At 45.9% G+C, this 19,258-nt stretch carries 20 protein-coding genes and 1 riboswitch; of the genes, 12 read left to right on the top strand and 8 right to left on the bottom strand.

The features are described 5' to 3' along the window. Window positions 1-8 precede the first annotated feature (8 nt). Both MY523_RS05730 and MY523_RS05725 read left to right on the top strand, forming a co-directional pair. The gene (locus MY523_RS05730) at window positions 9-425 is read left to right on the top strand and encodes a hypothetical protein (protein WP_250657837.1); all 417 of its coding nucleotides are present in this window, start codon (window positions 9-11) and stop codon (window positions 423-425) included. A 33-nt stretch (window positions 426-458) separates the two neighbouring features. Next, window positions 459-917, top strand: coding sequence for a hypothetical protein (locus MY523_RS05725; protein WP_250657836.1), 459 nt, complete (start codon window positions 459-461; stop codon window positions 915-917). A gap of 37 nt (window positions 918-954) precedes the next feature. Here MY523_RS05725 and MY523_RS05720 read toward each other — a convergent pair whose 3' ends face one another. Then, complete coding sequence (locus MY523_RS05720; protein ID WP_250657835.1) at window positions 955-2,133, bottom strand: BaiN/RdsA family NAD(P)/FAD-dependent oxidoreductase; 1,179 nt, start codon at window positions 2,131-2,133, stop codon at window positions 955-957. Window positions 2,134-2,281: 148 nt separating this feature from the next. Then, a complete protein-coding gene (locus MY523_RS05715; protein WP_338021739.1) occupies window positions 2,282-3,205 on the bottom strand; it encodes a haloalkane dehalogenase in 924 nt (307 codons plus the stop codon). A 145-nt stretch (window positions 3,206-3,350) separates the two neighbouring features. Continuing rightward, window positions 3,351-3,603: riboswitch (cobalamin riboswitch) on the top strand. Between the two features lie 43 nt (window positions 3,604-3,646). Here MY523_RS05715 and bluB point away from each other — a divergent pair. Continuing rightward, on the top strand, window positions 3,647-4,429 hold the full coding sequence (gene bluB, locus MY523_RS05710; protein WP_250657834.1) for a 5,6-dimethylbenzimidazole synthase: 783 nt from the start codon (window positions 3,647-3,649) through the stop codon (window positions 4,427-4,429). A gap of 15 nt (window positions 4,430-4,444) precedes the next feature. On the opposite strand, the gene MY523_RS05705 is transcribed toward bluB, so the two are convergent. Genes MY523_RS05705 through MY523_RS05695 form a run of 3 tightly spaced genes read right to left on the bottom strand, consistent with a single transcriptional unit; the run spans window position 4,445 to window position 7,523 of the window. Then, window positions 4,445-4,954, bottom strand: a complete 510-nt coding sequence (locus MY523_RS05705) for a YchJ family protein (RefSeq protein WP_250657833.1) — start codon at window positions 4,952-4,954, stop codon at window positions 4,445-4,447. Continuing rightward, complete coding sequence (locus tag MY523_RS05700) at window positions 4,944-6,215, bottom strand: MFS transporter (RefSeq protein ID WP_250657832.1); 1,272 nt, start codon at window positions 6,213-6,215, stop codon at window positions 4,944-4,946. Before MY523_RS05700 ends, MY523_RS05705 begins: the two co-directional genes overlap by 11 nt. A 21-nt stretch (window positions 6,216-6,236) precedes the next feature. Further along, the gene (locus MY523_RS05695) at window positions 6,237-7,523 is read right to left on the bottom strand and encodes an HD-GYP domain-containing protein (RefSeq protein ID WP_250657831.1); all 1,287 of its coding nucleotides are present in this window, start codon (window positions 7,521-7,523) and stop codon (window positions 6,237-6,239) included. Window positions 7,524-8,031: 508 nt separating this feature from the next. Between MY523_RS05695 and MY523_RS05690 the strand changes: the two genes are divergently transcribed. The 6 genes from MY523_RS05690 to MY523_RS05665 all read left to right on the top strand — a co-directional run bounded on the left by MY523_RS05690 (window position 8,032) and on the right by MY523_RS05665 (window position 14,839). Next, window positions 8,032-9,063 (top strand): NAD-dependent epimerase/dehydratase family protein, encoded by a 1,032-nt coding sequence (locus tag MY523_RS05690; protein WP_250657830.1) that lies wholly within the window; start codon window positions 8,032-8,034, stop codon window positions 9,061-9,063. 190 nt (window positions 9,064-9,253) lie between these two features. Next, window positions 9,254-10,303 (top strand): methyltransferase domain-containing protein, encoded by a 1,050-nt coding sequence (locus MY523_RS05685; protein WP_250657829.1) that lies wholly within the window; start codon window positions 9,254-9,256, stop codon window positions 10,301-10,303. Between the two features lie 365 nt (window positions 10,304-10,668). Next, window positions 10,669-11,478, top strand: coding sequence for a motility protein A (locus MY523_RS05680; RefSeq protein WP_250657828.1), 810 nt, complete (start codon window positions 10,669-10,671; stop codon window positions 11,476-11,478). A 50-nt stretch (window positions 11,479-11,528) separates the two neighbouring features. After that, window positions 11,529-12,245, top strand: a complete 717-nt coding sequence (locus MY523_RS05675) for an OmpA/MotB family protein (RefSeq protein ID WP_250657827.1) — start codon at window positions 11,529-11,531, stop codon at window positions 12,243-12,245. A 65-nt stretch (window positions 12,246-12,310) separates the two neighbouring features. Further along, window positions 12,311-12,925 (top strand): PhnA domain-containing protein, encoded by a 615-nt coding sequence (locus MY523_RS05670; RefSeq protein WP_250657826.1) that lies wholly within the window; start codon window positions 12,311-12,313, stop codon window positions 12,923-12,925. A 108-nt stretch (window positions 12,926-13,033) separates the two neighbouring features. Then, complete coding sequence (locus MY523_RS05665) at window positions 13,034-14,839, top strand: ABCB family ABC transporter ATP-binding protein/permease (RefSeq protein ID WP_370301392.1); 1,806 nt, start codon at window positions 13,034-13,036, stop codon at window positions 14,837-14,839. Between the two features lie 34 nt (window positions 14,840-14,873). Here the strand turns inward: MY523_RS05665 and MY523_RS05660 are convergent, their stop codons facing one another. After that, window positions 14,874-15,239: a translation initiation factor Sui1 gene (locus MY523_RS05660; protein ID WP_250657824.1), complete on the bottom strand. Its 366-nt coding sequence runs from the start codon at window positions 15,237-15,239 to the stop codon at window positions 14,874-14,876. A 152-nt stretch (window positions 15,240-15,391) separates the two neighbouring features. Here MY523_RS05660 and MY523_RS05655 point away from each other — a divergent pair, with 152 nt between their 5' ends. Further along, window positions 15,392-15,874, top strand: coding sequence for a DUF1499 domain-containing protein (locus MY523_RS05655; protein ID WP_250657823.1), 483 nt, complete (start codon window positions 15,392-15,394; stop codon window positions 15,872-15,874). 86 nt (window positions 15,875-15,960) lie between these two features. Here MY523_RS05655 and MY523_RS05650 read toward each other — a convergent pair whose 3' ends face one another. Continuing rightward, window positions 15,961-17,226 (bottom strand): hypothetical protein, encoded by a 1,266-nt coding sequence (locus MY523_RS05650; protein ID WP_250657822.1) that lies wholly within the window; start codon window positions 17,224-17,226, stop codon window positions 15,961-15,963. Between the two features lie 398 nt (window positions 17,227-17,624). On the opposite strand from MY523_RS05650, the gene lexA reads away from it, so the two are divergent. Further along, window positions 17,625-18,233, top strand: a complete 609-nt coding sequence (gene lexA / locus MY523_RS05645; RefSeq protein ID WP_250657821.1) for a transcriptional repressor LexA — start codon at window positions 17,625-17,627, stop codon at window positions 18,231-18,233. Further along, entirely contained in the window at window positions 18,230-18,730 is a 501-nt protein-coding gene (locus MY523_RS05640) for a cell division inhibitor SulA (RefSeq protein ID WP_250657820.1), read from the top strand. The genes lexA and MY523_RS05640 overlap by 4 nt, the downstream gene beginning before the upstream one ends. Window positions 18,731-18,835: 105 nt before the next feature. Here the strand turns inward: MY523_RS05640 and MY523_RS05635 are convergent, their stop codons facing one another. After that, the gene (locus MY523_RS05635; protein ID WP_250657819.1) at window positions 18,836-19,258 is read right to left on the bottom strand and encodes a type II toxin-antitoxin system VapC family toxin; all 423 of its coding nucleotides are present in this window, start codon (window positions 19,256-19,258) and stop codon (window positions 18,836-18,838) included.

Below are 19,258 nucleotides of genomic sequence, written 5' to 3'. Positions count from 1 at the left end.
GATGCGATATGAAAGAATTGGAAAACCTTGTAAAAATAAATCAACTCAAACGTGAACCACCCGATGCAAAAGAGTTTGCCGGGATGTTGCGTGCCGGAGATACAAAACTAAAAGATGCGTTGATTGATGGACTAAGTGAAGACAGTCAGTTCTCTTTATCTTATGGCGCGGCTCATGCGTTTTCTCTGGCGGCATTGCGTTGGCATGGCTATCGATCAGATAGTCGGTACTTGGTGTTTCAGTGTTTACAGCACTCCTTAGGGCTGGATAAGGCTAAGTGGCGAGTTTTAGACAAATGTCACAATGTGCGCAATCTTGCCGAATATGAGGGGCATTTAGATGTGAATCCTCAGTTATTAAAAGAGCTAATTAGTATTACCAAAGAGATTCAAACGCTCGTAAAAGCTTTAGAGCCAATAGAGTAAAATAGGAAGAGGGGAAAGGATTAAAGAGTTGATATGACGATTGATTGGAATGCTATCAGTTCAATTTCTACCGCGGTTGCTTCAGTAGCCACAGCCATTGGCGTCTTATTCGGCGCATGGCAAATAAGGTTGTCAAAAAAACAAGCTCAGGCTGAATTTGAAGACTCCATGGATCAGCAGTACAGATCCCTTTCAATGGATTTGCCTGTCGATGTATTGATAGGTAAAGAGCCTGCTGAAGAAGACAAAGCAAAGGTAAGAGAGCTAGTTTTTAACTACCTTGACCTGTCGAACGAGCAGGTCTACTTGAGAGCAAAAGGCCGCATATCTAGGCACACATGGGAGTCATGGTGTTTAGGGATAAAGGCTCACTTAGAAAGACCAGCATTTAAACAGGTTTTCGATGAAGTAAAAGTAAATAGCGGGTTTACTTACCTAGAAAGACTCGTTGATTCAGGGTATAAATCAGACCCGGATGACTGGTTCAATTAAGCGTATTTTAGTATGGCTGCTTCATTAAACACCTTAGCTAAACCCTCTCCCCCGCTGCATGCCCCGAGCTCCATGCCCACTGAAAATTAAAGCCCCCTAACCACCCCGTCACATCAACCACTTCCCCAATAAAATACAAGCCATCAACCTTATTAGACATCATGGTTTTGGATGAGAGTTCATTGGTATCAACTCCACCAATAGTGACTTCTGCGGTTCTATACCCTTCTGTCCCTGAGGGGGTAATTTTCCATTCACTCAGTTGGGTGGCGATTTTCTCAAGCTCTGGCGCGGTATATTGTTTCATCGGTTTTGATGCAAACCAGTTTTCACAAAAAAGCGTTGCCATTTTCTTTGTGAATACATCAGACAATACGGTGCGTAGCTCAGCATTGGGGCGTGCCGATTGTTCTTCGGTAAGCCAGCTTTGCGCTTCACGGTCTGGCAGCAAGTTTATCTCTACTTCATCCCCTTCTCGCCAATATGAGGATATTTGAAGGATGGCCGGGCCGCTAATCCCCCGGTGGGTAAACAGTATATTTTCTCTAAAGGTCTGGCCATTACAGCTAACAGTGGTATCGACCGAGCTGCCAGATAAGGCTTCACAAAGGGGTTTGAGTTGATTGGTAATAACAAATGGAACCAACCCGGCACGGGTGTCATGTATGGTATGGCCAAATTGTCGGGCGATATCATAGCCAAAACCAGTGGCTCCCATGGTGGGTATCGATAATGCGCCGGTTGCAATCACGAGGGACTCACAGGTGACGTCTGATGTATTGGTTTTTAGTTCAAAACCTTGTTCCGTTTTTTCGATACCCTCTACCGACGTATTGAGCCGTATCGTTACATCGGCCTCGTCACTCTCTCGCAACAGCATCTCTAGAATATCGCTCGACTTGTTATCGCAAAATAACTGGCCTAACTTTTTTTCGTGATAGGGGATGCCATGTTTATCAACCAATGCGATAAAGTCCCATTGGGTGTATCGCACCAATGCAGATTTACAGAAGTGAGGATTATGTGAGAGGAAGTTCTCCGGTTCTGAGTACATGTTGATGAAGTTACAACGCCCTCCTCCCGACATGAGTATTTTCTTACCGGCTTTGTTTGCGTGGTCAACCACGAGAACCTTACGTCCTCTATTGCCTGCCGTTATGGCACACATTAGGCCAGCAGCACCCGCTCCAATTACAACAACATCATAATGCGACAACAGAGAACTCCTGATATAAGGCGTAAAGTTAAGGCTGTGACAGGCATGGCCGAATTAGATGGGCATTCTAACAGAACCGCTTAAAAAGAGGATCACCTGAACGTAGATTCACACTCAGGTGAACGCAGCACTAACCCCGGTTAAGCTATTAGATCGACGCTAACAACTCATTTACGGCGCCCGCAAACTGCTGAGGGGAGTCTTCTTGCAAAAAGTGCCCGCCTGATAACGTCTGGTGATTTTGGTCTTTACTGCCTGGGATGCGGTCGCGCATATATTTATCGCCGCCGCGGGTAATCGGGTCACCATTGCTAAAGGTTGTTAGAAACGGTTTTTCCCACTGCTCCAACACTTTCCATGCGGCCCGGTTTGCTTCTGTAGCAGGGTCATTCGGTGAGACGGGCACCAGTTTAGGGAAGGCGCGGGTTGCCGCTTTGTGCTTGCTCGAAGGAAACGGTGCATCATAGGCCTTGCGCTCTCCTCCTGAAAGCTTTTTAAAGGTGCCCATATCGATGATTCGACTTATCGGAAACCAGGGGCTATATAGCGCAAATGTCTTCCATGCATGAAACGCCATTGGCACCGGTTGATCACCGGTTGGCAACATTCCATTCCCTACAACAATCGCTTTGAAGCGGTCTGCATTTTCAGCCGCAAGCCGCAGACCAATGAGCGAGCCCCAATCCTGACATACGAGCGTGATATTGTTCAGGTCGAGCTTATCAATAAAAGTCTGCACCCAGTCCATGTGCTGTTGATATGAAAACAGGGAGATATCAACCGGTTTATCAGATTTGCCAAAACCAATCAGGTCTGGAGCTATTACACGATGACCTGCTGCAGCACAAATCGGGATCATATTTCGATACAGGTATGACCAACTGGGTTCACCATGCATCATAAGTATCGGGTCGGCGTTTCTATCGCCTTCATCGACAAAATGCATCTGTAAGCTTTGAGACTTACCGCCCCCTACTTCCATGCCTTCATCCACTTTTACGTAGTGAGGTTGAAATGGGTAACCGACCAGACGATCAAAACACTTTTCAGGTGTACGGAGATACTTGATCATTGTAGTTCCTTTTATATTATTCTTTTATCAGCGTTAACTTTATAACGATACGATGATGATTTCACCTCCCCTTTGAGCAGCCCAGAGCTAATTATTTTGGTTTTCGCGGCACTCAATATTGACAAGACTATAGGGTTTTGCAAAAGTTCCTTCCTCGCTTTTAGGTGCCAATACCTTTTTAGATTGATTAACACACTAATCAGGTATTGGAGAATCGGGAAACCGGTGAAACTCCGGTACGTGCCCAACGCTGTAATGGTGATTGTTCAACGCTCTGTTTTTGGTAGACATAAAGTCAACACAGAGTGAGCCACTGGAATACTGATAGATAACTTCCGGGAAGGCCGTTGAGCAAGACGACCCTAAGTCAGAAGACCGGCCTTTAAGCCAATAGAGACGTTTGGACAGGCGTACTCAAACTTTTCCGATAAGGGGAATACTGTGGAAAAGAAAGATACTGTTAAACCGAAAGAAGCTGTAGAAACAAAAGAAACCCAGCACCAAGACGAACTATTTTTCACCCAAGGCGAACGGGATGGTCTTTATAAAACCATCTTCAACCGGCGCGATGTTCGAGGCCAGTTCAAGCCAGATCCAATACCCGACGACGTACTGAGCCGGGTTCTTTACGCCGCTCACCATGCCCCATCTGTCGGTTTTATGCAGCCGTGGAACTTCGTGGTGGTACGTTCTGATGAGGTCAAACAGAACGTTCATAAGGCATTTGTAGAGGCCAACGAAAAAGCCGCAAACATGTTTGAGTCTGAGAAAAGTAAAACCTATCGCACGCTCAAGCTGGAAGGCATTCTTGAATCACCGGTCAATATCTGTATTACCTGTGACCGAAAGCGTACCGGCCCTGTTGTGATTGGCCGAACATCAATGAAAGAGATGGATCTTTATAGCAGTGTTTGTGCGGTGCAGAATTTCTGGTTAGCCGCCAGGGCTGAGGGTTTAGGTGTTGGCTGGGTGAGCATTATTGAGCAACAGGCGTTGCAAGCAGCTTTAGCCATGCCGGATGACATCGTCCCAATTGCGTATCTATGCGTGGGGTATGTCTCCCACTTTTTTGATAAGCCGGAACTGGAAACAGCCGGCTGGTTAAATAGAACGCCGCTCGACGACCTGCTCTACTTTGACCAATGGGGCGCGCAGAAAACCAAAGAAGAAGAGACCTTAGTCTCACAGGTGATTGACGATAAACACTTTCCTGGCAACTGGTAAACCGTCGTAAAAGCGCTATCCGCAGCATTTTTTATATTTCTTGCCGCTCCCGCAGGGGCACGGGTCATTCCTACCCACTTTGGTTTGACCCGCCGACTCGACATCACCATCCAGATAGAACCATTGATTCCCAACTTTTTCAAAGCGGGAGACTTCATGCAAGCCCTGAATCTCTTTCCCTTCACTGCTGCCACTTGCATCCCGCTCTTTAAAGTAGGCATTAAATTCTACAGTCCCTCTTTCGCCCTGTTGCTGACTACTGATAACCTGTAAGCGTAACCACTCTGTACTTTCTGCTGACTGACGCAAACTGGCTTTGTCCAGCTCCTGCTGTTTAGTGGGGTGCCAAGTCGCAATTAAGTAATCTACCTTGCCCAGCGCGTATGCGGTATAGCGAGAACGCATTAACTGCTCACAGCGATCAGGCTTGGCTGCACCACTAATAAAAGGCTCACAACATTCGGCATAAGTGAGCGAATTACCATTGACTTGATACCCACAAGGGCACTCAATTTCACGACTCATTCTCTTTAGCCCCATCAACTGTATTGGAAAAATAAACGTATATCGGTATCAGCGCTAGTACACCCAACACCCCGGCCAACATATAGAGCACCTCATAACCGGCGAGTTTAGCGACAAAACCACTCAGCGCACCGACAATACCCGACATCACCACCTGAATGCAGGCTTGCACGGTGTAATCGCTGCCTTCATGCCCTTTTCTACACTGTCCCATCATGAGTGCAAATAACGCAACCGTTGACATGCCGTCAGCGGCTTGCTCGACGAGTGCTATAACAAAGACCCCATCGTTGCTAACGTTGCCTGTAGCCAAAAGCCCATAAGCAGCAATACCAAGCGCTTGCATCAAACCGAACAGTATAAGCGACCACTTTGCCCCAATTCGATAGTAGATAAACCCTGCCGCGACAGCAGCGAGCAACCCGCTGATTGAGGCCCAAAAGGTGAGTTCAGCAACCGCGGTCAGGCTGTATCCATTATCAATAAGCAGCGGTTTAATCATTCCTGAGCCCAACGAGTCGGCAATTTTGTAGGTAAACAATACAGCCAACCAATAGACAATGCCTGGTTGAGAAAAAAAGCCTTTGTAGGCGTCAAACCAACGCTCATTGCTCATCGAGGGGAGGTTTTCAGCATGTGATTCCGGGTAGGCTGATCGCTCTTTAAATAAGAACGCGGGTAGCAGCAACACAAATAAGATCAGGCCCATGAGTTGAAATGACATTGCCCAACCGAGTTTATCAACGCTCACTAGCAAGAGGCTGCCACTCAAGATCATGCCAATTTTAAAGCCAGACACCTGAATGCTATTTCCCAGTCCGCGCCAACGCTCAGGCAACATTTTTACGGCTAAACCGTCCGTTGCTATATCCTGCGTTGCCGCGGTTGTGTTTATCATCAAAACAATCACAAAGAATACGATAATTAACGATCCAAACAGAGCGCTGGGTGAAGAGAATGATAGCAACATCATTAATACGACAAGCAATGACTGCATCAACAAAATCCAGCCGCGGTGTGGCCCCTGCTTGCCTAGCTCTGTACGATCAACAAAGGGTGCCCATAGGAATTTTAAAAACCATGGCAGCGCCAACAATTTTAACAGGCCAATATACTCTACCGAGACACCGTATTCACGAAGCAGTGCAGGCAATGCGTGGGCTAAAAAGCCTGACGGCAAACCCTGCGAGAAATAGAGTGAAGATAGAAGAACAACGGTAAAAACAGGCAGCGACCTGTTTCTTGAGTCTGAAAATAACATTAAGTCAGGAATGCTCGTTGGTTAGTCGCACATATTTAAAATTGTAAATTCTTCAAGATCAAACGTTTCTTGCGGCGGTTTCAAGTCACCACATAATCTTACCAGCATGGCGTGCTTAGCCTCGTCCAGTTGGTTTCTCGCTAGCCCCGTAAACGTTTCCAGTTTGTGCTGATAAGTAGAGATAATGCCATCCAGTTCATCCAGTAGTACGTCTAACTCAGCAAGTTCCGATCTCACTTCTGCTGGGTTATCTACCTGAGTGAGCCACAATAACAGGTCGTCTGAGAGTATTCCTGCCGTGGTAGCCAATATCCAGGCCCTTCTGGCAATCTGCTTTAACGCCATAACAGGCAGATTATCTTCCAGGACAGACACTTCAGCGGCTGCGGTAAGCAGATGAGGCCACACCAAAAGCAAACTATTCTGCCTGTCTATTAACGATTGAATGCTGAGATTACGATGAACGTAGCTATCTGAATTGCTCCTAGCCGTTTGTCCCGTGCCGCGTTGCTCTGATGCTTCGTAATCATGCGATTCCTGTCCACCATGCAGTTCCTGCCCAGCGCTTAGCAGTTTAAAAGCCGCGCAGTAGATCTTCCGGTCATAGACTGAGGCATTTAACCTCAGAATCGGCAACACAGGCATAAAATCATAAAGCGTGGCGGAATATCGGCCACTAAGCTCGATTACTTCATTCGCTACGACATGAACTTTCTCTACCAGTGAAAACAAGTGCTCTACTTTACCACTTGGAAAACCCGTTCCATCAAGGCGCTCGTGGTGGGAGCCTACAATAACCTTTAACTGTTCAGATAGCCTGGGAATACTATCTAAAAACCGTCTCACCTCATCGGCTGTAGTGACCTGCCCCAACGTATTAGTTTCATTATTTTCACCCCCCACCTCACCAGCGGGCGAATCACCTAACTGCGCCTGGCCTGCCTTTGCAAGCTCCTGAGCCAAGCCTGCGATAAATAAATCTTTGGTATCCACTACCGACAGTTTTAACTGATCCGCCAGCAAAAAGGAAAACCAACTGCAAAAGAGCGACTTATCAAGCAACGCCTCGTCATTGCTGCATAGAGCCCTAAAGGTTTCTACCAAAGAGGGGTAATCAGACAGTTGATAGCAGAGAATGCGGAGTTTTTGCTCATTACCATATTGTTGATGAATTTGGGCAAGCTGGTCATATTGATCAAATAAGCGGGTAAATTCGTTGAACAGAAATTCGCCATGTTGAAGCTTGCCTGAGTAAGACGGCCCCAGCCCAATGTCAGCGGCGTTACTATTGGCTTTAAACGAATTCATACATCTATTCCAACCTAAGTGGTCTATTGTTTCACACAGCATTATGCTGTCGGCAATATTGCTCACGTATTATTAGAGGCTTTTGCACGACGTTGCGAGCGAAGCACAGACAAGGCAAAAAATGACGAAAAAGCGGAGTTTATTATTCATAAATGAGCATTTTGAGTCATTTTTTAACGCCGTATTTGCAAGCACAGTAGTCGTGCAAAAGTCTCTATTTTATATTCTTCTGATTCTAGCAAAGCTAACCTAAACTTACCCATCTATAGATCGTTATCTTTGGCCTTGAAATATAAATGGCCAAGGGTCATTATATGATTTTATATTGCCCCATTAAAATAATAAGAGGCCTTTGCACTACGTTCTGAGCGAAACAAAGACAAGGTTCTGAGCGAAACAAAGACAAGGTTCTGAGCGAAACAAAGACAAGGCAAAAAATGATAAAAAAGCGCAGCAGTCTTGCAGAGGTCTCAAACAATTCAATACGGTTTCAGATAAGGAATGTATCATGAAGGTTCTGGTTACGGGTGCCAACGGGCACATTGGCGCTAATGTCGTACGCGCCTTGCTTAAACAAGGGCATCAAGTTAGAGGGTTTATACGACAGGCCTCCGACACCCAGGGCATTGATGGGCTCGATATCGAACTTTTCTATGGCGACGTGATGAATGCAGACAGCCTGCAGCAAGCAGCAATTGGCTGTGATGCGATTATTCACCTCGCAGCCGTCTATAAGACGATTGCTAAAACAGCCGATGAAATTGTTGAGCCAGCCATTGAAGGTGCAAAAAATGTTTTCGCTGCGGCCAATAAGGCAGGCATTACGCGTATTGTATACACCAGTTCAGTTGCCTCAATCGGCTTTTCATACGACCCTAATGCCAAACGTACCGGCAACGATTGGAACGATGACCCACACAACCCCTACTATATAGCAAAAACCAAAAGCGAGCAGGCTGCACAGGCACTCGCCAAGCAATATGGAATTCATCTCGTTGTCATCTGCCCTGCAATAGTACTTGGCCCGTATGACTACAGAATTACACCATCAAACCAAATGATAATGGATTGGGTTAACGGTAAGGGTCAAACCTATGTGGGCGGTCTAAATTTTGTTGATGTACGCGATGTAGCAGATATTCACGTAGCCGCATTAACCAAAGGCGAAAATACCCACCGCTATATAGCGGGCGGCGAGAATATGGAAGTTAAAGCGGCCGGGCAACTCATTAAAAAGCTGACCGGCGTTAAACCTCTGCATCTGGGAATGAGTCGCAAAGTAACGCTTCTAACCGCCAAGGTCGTTGAGTCTCTATGCAAACTGACCGGGGTTACACCGCCCTTTACCTATGACTTAGTTTACGAAGTGGCAGAGCGTTATGCCTACTATGAGTTTCAGGATACTATCGATACTCTCGGCGTTAAGCCAAGAAATGCAGAAGACGCTCTTAAGGGCTGCATTCAGTGGTTGTTAGACAACAACAAAATTAAACCTTCAATAGCAGCAAAAGTTAAACGTCAATTGGCAAGCAACGATTAGCCTGCGGCCAAAAAAAGTTTAGACCGGAAATTTTGAATAACGGGAACCAATTTCACTTTGTCCGGTCTTTAATCTGCATTATCATTGAACAATCGTTTTATCCAACGCTATCCCAATGCGAATACTGGTCTTGTTCGTTAACGCGAGACCTGAACAGGTTAACCATGTATTCGCCAAATCAGGAGTATTCATGCACGACGACGTAAAAGACTATTATGGTAAGGTGCTGCAACACAGCGATGATTTAAAAACCAACGCATGCTGCACAGACAACAATATGCCACGCCACGTTAAAAACGCCTTATCCCAGGTGCATGATGAAGTCATGGCTCGTTATTACGGATGTGGTCTCATTGCCCCTCCTCTATTAGAGGGTACTCGTATCCTGGATCTTGGCAGTGGCTCAGGTCGAGACTGCTACGTATTGTCCCAATGGGTAGGTGAAAACGGCTCGGTACTGGGTGTCGATATGACGGAAGAGCAACTGAATGTTGCTCAAAAGTATGTCGATTACCACGCTGAAAAATTCGGCTACGAAAAACCTAACACTGAATTTCGACTAGGCTATATCGAACGCTTAAACGAGCTTAACTTGCCCGACAATAGTTTTGACATCATTGTTTCTAATTGCGTTATTAACTTATCACCCGACAAAGAAGCCGTCATGCGCGAAGCATACCGACTACTTAAGCCCGGTGGTGAGCTTTATTTCTCTGACGTGTACGCCGACAGGCGCGTTCCTCAAGCGCTCGTTAACGACCCGGTATTATATGGAGAGTGTTTAAGCGGCGCGCTCTATTGGAATGACTTTATCAATCTGGCCAAAAGTGCCGGGTTTAATGACCCACGCCTGGTAGAAGACAGCGTTATCACGATTGACAATGAAGACGTTGAAGACAAAATCGGCCACATCAACTTTTTCTCAGCGACCTACCGCCTGTTCAAACTGCCTGAGCTGGAATCTCACTGTGAAGACTACGGCCAAGCGGTCATTTACAAAGGAACTATCCCGCACCACCCTCAAGTCTTTTGGCTTGATAAACACCATGAAATACAGAAAGGAAAAGTATTTCCTGTTTGCGGCAACACCTGGCGAATGCTTCACGATACTCGTTTTAAAGACCATTTTGAGTTTATCGGTAATTGGGATACCCACTACGGCATATTCGATGGTTGCGGTACGTCACTCCCCTTTGACCTATGGGAAGTTTCTGGCGACTCCGGTGGAGGCTGCTGCTAACCAGTATTGCGCCGCAAGGTGGCCAGTATCTGGCCACCTTATTAATCCCATTCCCGCTTTGTACTCGCTAAACGTGCCCACTCTCCTTAGCTAAACACATGTGTTTAATCCACTTATATCTATCGTAATCTTACAGGCAAAACAGTGCCGCTTGGTATCCCGCTAACATAGCACTTAGCAGCTTAAGAACAGACCCAACCTGTTCTGCATATTGCCATTTACTTTTTTCTTTCAGTACCTTGGCTCACTTCCTCCATTCGCTCAGACACTCAAGGCATACTATTTGCTGTTCACTTATTGATCAATTATTACATACAAGAAGCCTTAATTCTTTTTGAGTCACAGATAACCCGCGGGAGAACGGCATGTTACATCTACCGGCATTGGCCATTGTTGCAGGTTTAACGGCAGTTATTGCAACCATCATGTTATCAACAAAAAACCCGGGGTTATTTTTAAACCTGCCAGGGTTAACAATTATCATTGGTGGCGTACTCACATCACTGTTTGTTAGTTACTCCAAATCCGATATCCAGTCTGCAATTAACGCAGTTAAATTACTGTTCAACGACACACCAATAGATAAACCTAAAACGATCAAAACGCTCACACATATTGCTTATTTATGGGCCAGACATGACTTACGTGAAATCGAAAAGCAGCTATCCACTTTAGATAACCACTTTGTTAAAACCGGTATTCAAAAAATAATAGATGGGCATCATTCAGCCGATATTGCCGCAACACTCAACTGGAAAATAGAACAGCTCCGCAATACGGAATATGGTGCCGCCAAAATGTTTCATTCACTAGCCATGTTTGCACCTGCGTTTGGCATGGTTGGTACCCTATTGGGCTTGGTCAACATGATGTTTCTAATCAATGAGCAAGCGAGTACCAGCATCGCAAACCATCTCGCTGTCGCGCTTGTCACCACGTTTTATGGCCTGGTGTTCGCGAACCTGTTCTTCAAACCTGTCGCTATAAAACTCGAACGCAGGGCTGACCTGCTAGTCGAGTGGATGAGAGTTGTAGGTGAAGGAATTATGATGATAGAGAAGCGCAAAAGCCCCGGCTTTATTCAACAAACGATGGACACCCTGGCCCCGACTCACAAAAGCAACCCCAACCGAAGCCTGCTGTCTCGCGAAGTAGAGTTACTGCTTAATAACTAGTCTCGCAATCTACGTGCGCAAAACAAGCGACTTACATCAGGAGAGCGACCGTGGCTCAACGATATCATCTCAACTCAACACCCACTAACACTAAAGCTCCGTTACCAGAACTATTGCTAACCTTGGACAGCAATTCTCCTTTTCAAAGGCGTGTAGAAGGCGACGCCTGGTTACTCAGTTATCTTGATGTATTTCTACTGATCATTGCGTTACTGGTTATTTTGCTTGTTCAGCCCCCCAATAGCGTCACGCTACCGGATTCAGCCGAGTTCCCGGTATCAGGCATGGAAGATATTCCAACCGCACATCAACCGCAAGAAGACAAAAACAAACCATCACCATTAGACTCGGTGCTGAAAACGCTGAGCTCGGATTATAGAATCAACGTTGTCAGTAACGGCAGTCGCATTAGCGTCCGGCTCGATGAAGCACTGCTGTTCGACTCGTCAAAAGCGGTCATTAAACCAAAAGGCAAGTTAGCCATTCAGCAGCTTATCCCTGTATTAAAAGAGTTAGGTAGACCGTTGGTGATAGAGGGACATACCGACAATACGCCTATTAGCACGTCGCTTTACCCTTCTAACTGGGAGTTATCTGCGGCAAGAGCAAACAGCGTTTTGCACTACCTAAGCTCACAGGGTATGCCAAAATCTCTGATGAGCACGGCCAATTACGCAGATACTCGACCACTGGTATCAAATAACACTGAAACCAACCGAGGTATTAACCGCAGAGTTAACCTGTTAATTCTCTTGAACGAAGGTTAGCCGATCAGTGATTTTCAGCCTTAAAAGAGGCATAATGGCCACAAATTTTTGAGGTCTATTAGATTATGAGTACAGAATCAATCCTGTTGCAGCGCGGCGATTCAAAATGCGAGCTTTGTTCATCTAGTGCTAACCTGAGTGTGTATCAAGTCCCACCAGACTCAACCGGCAATGCAGATAAGGGCTACGCAGATAAGGACAATGCAGATAAGTGTGTAATGATCTGTGAAACCTGTCGTGGACAAATTGATCAACCTGATACCATCGAAGCTAACCACTGGCGCTGCTTAAATGACAGCATGTGGAGTCAAGTACCTGCCGTTCAGGTGATGGCATGGCGTCAACTAAAGCAGCTGTCCACTGCGGGTGAGACCTGGGCAAATGATCTGCTTGACATGCTATATCTGGAAGAAGACGTTAAAACATGGGCCGAGTCTACCGCAAATGACGATAGTGATGACGACACAACGCCCACTCTTGATAGCAACGGTGCGGTGCTTAAAGCGGGTGACACGGTCACGCTAATTAAAGATCTGGATGTAAAAGGCGCAGGGTTTACAGCCAAGCGCGGTACAGCGGTTAGAAATATCTCGCTGACCTCAAACCCTGAACACATTGAAGGGCGCGTTAACGGAACACGCATCGTACTGCTAACCTGCTTCCTTAAGAAGTCGAATTAATCTCCATCCTGAAACGCTATTTGCACGTCATTCTCGCAAAGGCGGTGAACCATGACTCCTTGAGGAAAATGGATTTCCGCCTGATACCCTTCACAGAGTACACATCAAATGCGACATCGTAACTACGAGGTAGAACCAGGCACAGGCATGAAATGGCATGTGATCAAAATGCTGGTTCCTTACCTGCTTGAATTTAAGAAGCGAGTATTTTTAGCATTGAGCTGCCTTGTATTAGCCAAGGTGGCCAGCATTATCATACCGTTTATTCTAAAGCATATTGTAGATGCCCTTGATACTCAGGAGCTGGGTTCAGGCGCAATACTGGTTGCACCTTTGGGCCTGGTCGCCGCATATGGTTTAGCGCGGTTTATGAATGTGGTATTCAATGAAATCAGGGATACGCTCTTTGGTCGGGTGACCGAGCGCACCATCAGACGCATTGGGCTACAAACATTCAAACACTTGCATAACCTTGACTTGGACTTCCACCTGAACCGCCGTACAGGTGGGCTGTCGCGAGATATAGAGCGCGGCACGACGGGCATCAATATGTTGATGCGTTTTCTAGTCTTCAATATATTCCCGACATTATTCGAAGTGGTGCTGGTCGTCGGGCTGCTGTTTTACAACTATGGCATTAGTTTCGCGCTGATTATTCTGCTCTCTGTTGTCGCATACGTCGCTTATTCAATTATCGCCACCGAGTGGCGAACGCGATTTGTACGTGAGGTTAACGTCGCTGACTCCGCATCCAACTCCCGCGCTATCGACAGCCTGCTCAACTATGAAACAGTAAAGTATTTTACTAATGAAGCGTACGAGTCAAACCGCTACGACACCAATTTAGCCTCGTGGGAGCAGGCAAAACGAAAAAACCGACTCACCATGTTTGCGCTAAATGGTGGCCAGGCATTTATCATTGCCGCTGCAACGACCAGTATGCTCGCTCTCGCAGCAGTCAGAGTCGCCAATGGAACAATGACAATTGGCGACTTTGTATTGATTAACGCATTTATGATGCAAATTTTTATCCCTCTGAACTTTCTCGGCTTTGTCTATCGGGAAATAAAAGGGTCACTCGCCAATATTGAGCAGATGTTCGAGCTATTAAAAAAGCAACCCAAAGTGGTTGACTCACCAGAAGCAGAAGAGCTCCGCATAGAAAAGGGCAAACTTGAATTTAGCAATGTATCATTCCGCTACCACCCTGAACGTCCAATTATAAAAAACATCAGCTTTACCGTGAACGAGGGGGAAAAAGTTGCACTTGTAGGCGAAAGTGGCTCGGGCAAATCAACATTGGTAAAACTGCTATTCAGGTTTTATGACTGTAACGACGGCGCAATTAAACTTAATGGCCGAGATGTACGCGACATCACGCAACACTCGCTACGCAAAGCAATCGGCATTGTGCCGCAGGATACAGTGCTTTTTAACGACACCATTTTAGAAAACGTTCGTTATGGCAACGTCAATGCGACGGACGAAGAGGTTCTGGAAGCCATCAGCCACGCTCACCTCGACAGCTTCATTGAGGAGCTCCCCAAAGGCGTGCTAACCACGGTAGGCGAACGAGGCTTGAAGTTATCAGGCGGAGAAAAACAACGCGTGGCGATTGCCAGAACAATTCTTAAACACCCTCCTATCCTGGTCTTCGATGAAGCGACTTCGTCCCTTGATAGCCACTCTGAACAAGCCATTCTGGAAGCAATAAAAGAGGTCTCTGAAGGTTACACCAGTCTGGTTATCGCTCACAGACTATCAACAGTGGTCGATGCAGATAAGATTATTCTGATGAGCCATGGGGAAATTGCAGAGCAAGGAACCCATGAGGAACTCCTTAAACTTAATGGGCAGTACGCTCGTTTATGGCATATTCAACAGAAAGAGAGCCGCCATGGTGATAGTGCCTGAATAGCTACAACGAAGGTGGCGGGAGAGTGACGACCTAACCGCCTGCTTTTTTAACAGTCCAGCCGAACTTTTTGAGCTCTTCAACTAACAGATCTCGGTGGTCTCCTTGTATCTCAATAACACGGTCTTTGATCGAGCCCCCGACCCCACACTTCTGCTTCAACTTCTTAGCGAGTTCCTTCAGCTCCTTCCCAGCCAAAGGAACACCTGTGACTAATGTAACCCCCTTGCCTTTTCTCCCTTTTGTCTCTCTAGAGACCCTTACGACACCGTCGCCCACATCGACTGTATCATCATCGTTACAACGACACTGAGACACCGCTTTGCCACACCCCGGACACATCTTTCCAAACTCGGTTGAAAAGACTAAGCCGCCTGAGTCTCTATTTTTTCTGGACATAGAAAGATAATCCTTAGGTTCATTCTGGGTCTCGTATTCTATTTTAATTCCTGTTATTTTCCTAATAACTCAGTGCGCAACCTACATTTATAGTAACAGGTCTGGTTGCTATAAATACGGTATTTGCCATAAAAGAAAAGAAGGGAATAGGAATGATGAAAAGTACAGGACAGAAACAAGCCGGGGTATTGGGACTACTGCTATCAACGGCATTGTTAACAGCATGCAGCGGAACACGGCCCGTTGATATAGGCGTTATGGATAACAAACTCGCACCCTGCCCGGACAGCCCAAACTGTGTAAGCAGCTTTGAACAAAAAAGCGATGAGACGCATTATATTGATACTTACGTATTAAAAGGCAGCAACACCCAACAGGCATGGGACTCACTACAGTCGTTAATCGAGCAAAATGACAGTGCCGAAATTATCAAGAAAAGTGATTCATATATTTATGCTGAGTACACCAGCACGATAATGAGATTCGTAGACGATACGGAATTTTTGCTGGACAAAGATAACAACCGCGTACAATTGCGTTCGGCATCTCGCCTCGGTTACCGGGACTTTGGTGTTAACCGGGAACGTTTAGAATCACTGAGAACAGAGCTGAAAAATAAAGATCTTATTGAATAGATAACGGCGTAGCCTGTGTGTTTTTGCGCTAACCAGTCATCCCGAAGCTGCTAAGTCTGGAATGACTGGTCGCGATTTTCAACAGATTAGAAGTAACGGGTCAACTCCAGCTGAATAAAGCTATCATCCTTGAAAAAGTACGTTTTGCTGTTTGGGTAGGGTACAACCAGCGACGTTAGTGGTGTGCCGGGGTTAAAGTCATAGTGCTCACCGCCTGCGAATGCCCTGCCCTCAATCGACACTTTCCAGTCCTGCCCGATACGCCTATTGGCCTCTACCGAAAATATTTTCTCTTCTGACTCCGGATCCCAGAATACACCAAATAGCGATTCGGTAGAGTTTGCATCATTGAGCGTCCAGCGAATGCCCAGAAACAGATCCTGTTCGAGAAACGTCTCCGCAGCTTCGCCTCGGTCATCAAATAAATATTCAGCAACCCAGCCGATATCGTAGTTGGTATCGAAAACGCCCACCTGTGTATACTCAAAACCCGCTACGGCGGTGGCATAACGATCTCCATAACCTGAACGGGTATATCCCTCAAACTTTAACAACCAGGAGTCGAGAATATACTGCGCATCCAGGCCGGTTTGATCGATAACCGTGTAGATAGGAATAAGCTTGGGATCAAGAACATTACCATTAAACGTGAGCAGAGGGTCGCGACTTGCCCCTGAAAAATGTGACAACCCGAACTCCAGATCACCAATATAGTGAGAATAGCGGATAGCCCCATCGACTCGATGCTCGCCAGCACCTGACGCGTATTGCGCATTGTCGCCATCAATAACGATAGGCGTTCTAAATCGCCCATCCTTACCCGGGAACGTCCTTTCTCGATGATACGGCAACACAAAAAGATCAACCGTACCCCAGTCCTGCTCAATTGAAAATGAGGCCATCGGTTGACCTAACTTGTCCTCGCCATCCGGGTTTTCCACCAAGTCTGTCTGGTTGATGATATCGACCAGGTGTTGGGACTCCGTGACCCCCCAAAACACCTTACTGACACCAACCTTTGTCTCCCATCCATCCCCGACATGTGTCCAGGTTGCTTCGCGGACATCGCCATGGGTTCGCTCCGAATCCTGTTGATCCCAGCGAGCGAAAAGAATAACTTCTACACTGTCCTCGCCGCTATCAAATGAATGAACGTATTCAGGTTGAACGCGAGCGGAGATATTTTCTTGCTCCTGACCAAACAATCCTTCATCAAAAAAATACCGCCCTTCAACCCCAACTTCAGCCTCAAATCCATCTGCAAAAGCTGAATAACTTACTAGCGAGCCCATTAAAATAACTGAAGAAGCTGCTGTCGCTTTTATACCAAACCGTCCTTTTCTAACTCTCACACTAATGACCTTACTCTATTATTGTGGCAAATGAACATGGGTCACTAATATAAGCAATTGAATTGCAATAAACCATACCGGAACAATGAAAAATATAACTAGAGAGTTTTGCACGACTACTGCGCTTACAAATACAGCGTTAAAAAATGACTCAAAATGCTCATTTATTCCAATAAACTGCGCTTTTTCGTCATGTTTTGCCTTGTCTTTGATTCGCTCATAACGTCGTGCAAAGCTCTCAACTAATCGAGTGAGCCAAATTCATCTTTAACTTCCCTGTTTCAAGCAACTGTATTTCACATAGCTGTCCAAAATTTTTTATCTATAATGTTTACTTTTTAAATAATACTGTATACATTCACAGATACTGTATAAAGACACATGAATAAGCGGCCGTTATGATCAAACTAACAAATAGACAAACTGAAGTGCTTAACCTGATTCGACGCAATATTGAAGAAACAGGCTATCCACCTACTCGCGCTGAAATAGCCAGGGAGTTGGGTTTTCGCTCAGCCAATGCCGCAGAAGAGCATATTAAAGCGCTCGCCAAAAAAGGGGCTATCGAAATAGTACCAGGGGCAAGCAGAGGCATTAGACTTCCTGAGCAGCATAAACCCGGCATTCCTATTGTCGGCCAAGTCGCTGCAGGTAACCCAATACTGGCTGAAGAGAATATTGAGGACTACTGCAACCTCCAACCTGAGTTTTTTGCGCCAAGTGCGGATTACTTTTTGAAGGTAAAAGGCATGAGTATGAAAGACATCGGTATTCTGGACGGTGACCTTCTGGCGGTTCATAAAACAGAACAAGCCAGAAACGGGCAAATTGTTGTTGCAAGAATCGAAGACGAAGTGACCGTTAAGCGTTTTCAAAAAAACAAGCACGAAGTTCAACTTATTGCGGAAAACGAAGAGTTTGAACCTATTGTAATTGACTTAAGGGAACAAGAGTTATTTATAGAGGGGCTTGGCGTCGGCGTTATCAGGAAGGAGCAAATGTCATGAAGCAATTGAGTTTCTATGATGAGCAGCCTAGTTACGAACCGGAACACTCCCTCTACGCAGTAGAAGACAGTTCGGCCAAGTTCCTCACTAACAAGCGTGCAGCGGGCAACTCAGAAGCAGGCAGTAAACAACGCATTGCTTCAAAGGGCAATGTCACGGAAATTATATTATCCCCCGAGCAGGCAGATAACATTCAAATGTTGCTACCGATGATGACTCAATTAAATCAAGAGAACAGATGGCTGGCATGGGTCGATCCACCCCAGAGCCTGCTAAACCGATGGCAACAACAATCGGGAATCATTGCTGACCAGATTATGATATTGAGGTCAACGGATATAAAATCAACGCTGGAGCTTGCTCAACAAGCCCTATCAGCAGGCACTTGCCATGCAGTCGTTGCATGGACTAACAAACTGACTAAAAAAGATTTTGGCTTACTGGAATCAGCATCAGCTAAAGGAAATAGCCATGGCGTAGTAATGAGATATCGCTAATAGTGTTAGGTTAGGCGGTATCTCCTGTGTTTTGTGTGATCGTTCACCACCATAGCTCCTATTCCGTTCTACTTTGACTTTACACGGTAGTTCCACTGTTTTCCGTTAGTTACTTTCCCAAGGGTTCAACACCTTGAGCCCATCTAAATTAAAATCATCGACATTGCGTGTAACTATCGCCATATCGTGAACGATAGTCGTAGCCGCAATCAATGTATCCCTGTAAGGCTTCGGATCAGGAACATGGTACTTAGCGCTCACCAAAGCCACGTCTTTATCAACTGGCAGTATACGGCCTTCAAATGCTGGCAAAACAAAGTCGTTCATCCACTTTCTAAGTACTTGCCCTTTTGTTGGGTCTGATCGTTCAGCCAGAAGAATACCCAACTCAAGTTCATGAATAACTATTGACGAAACATAAAGCAACTGAGGATCAACTTGAAACGACCAGTTCTCAACATTCTTGTCTGCTTTTCCACTCTTCACTTTTCTAAGTTCAGAGACCACATTGGTATCTAATAAATACAT

Source organism: Alkalimarinus coralli (assembly GCF_023650515.1).
Taxonomy (GTDB): Bacteria; Pseudomonadota; Gammaproteobacteria; order Pseudomonadales; family Oleiphilaceae; genus Alkalimarinus; species Alkalimarinus coralli.
Note: the sequence above shows the minus strand (reverse complement) of the source record. Positions and strands in the feature narration are given on the sequence as shown.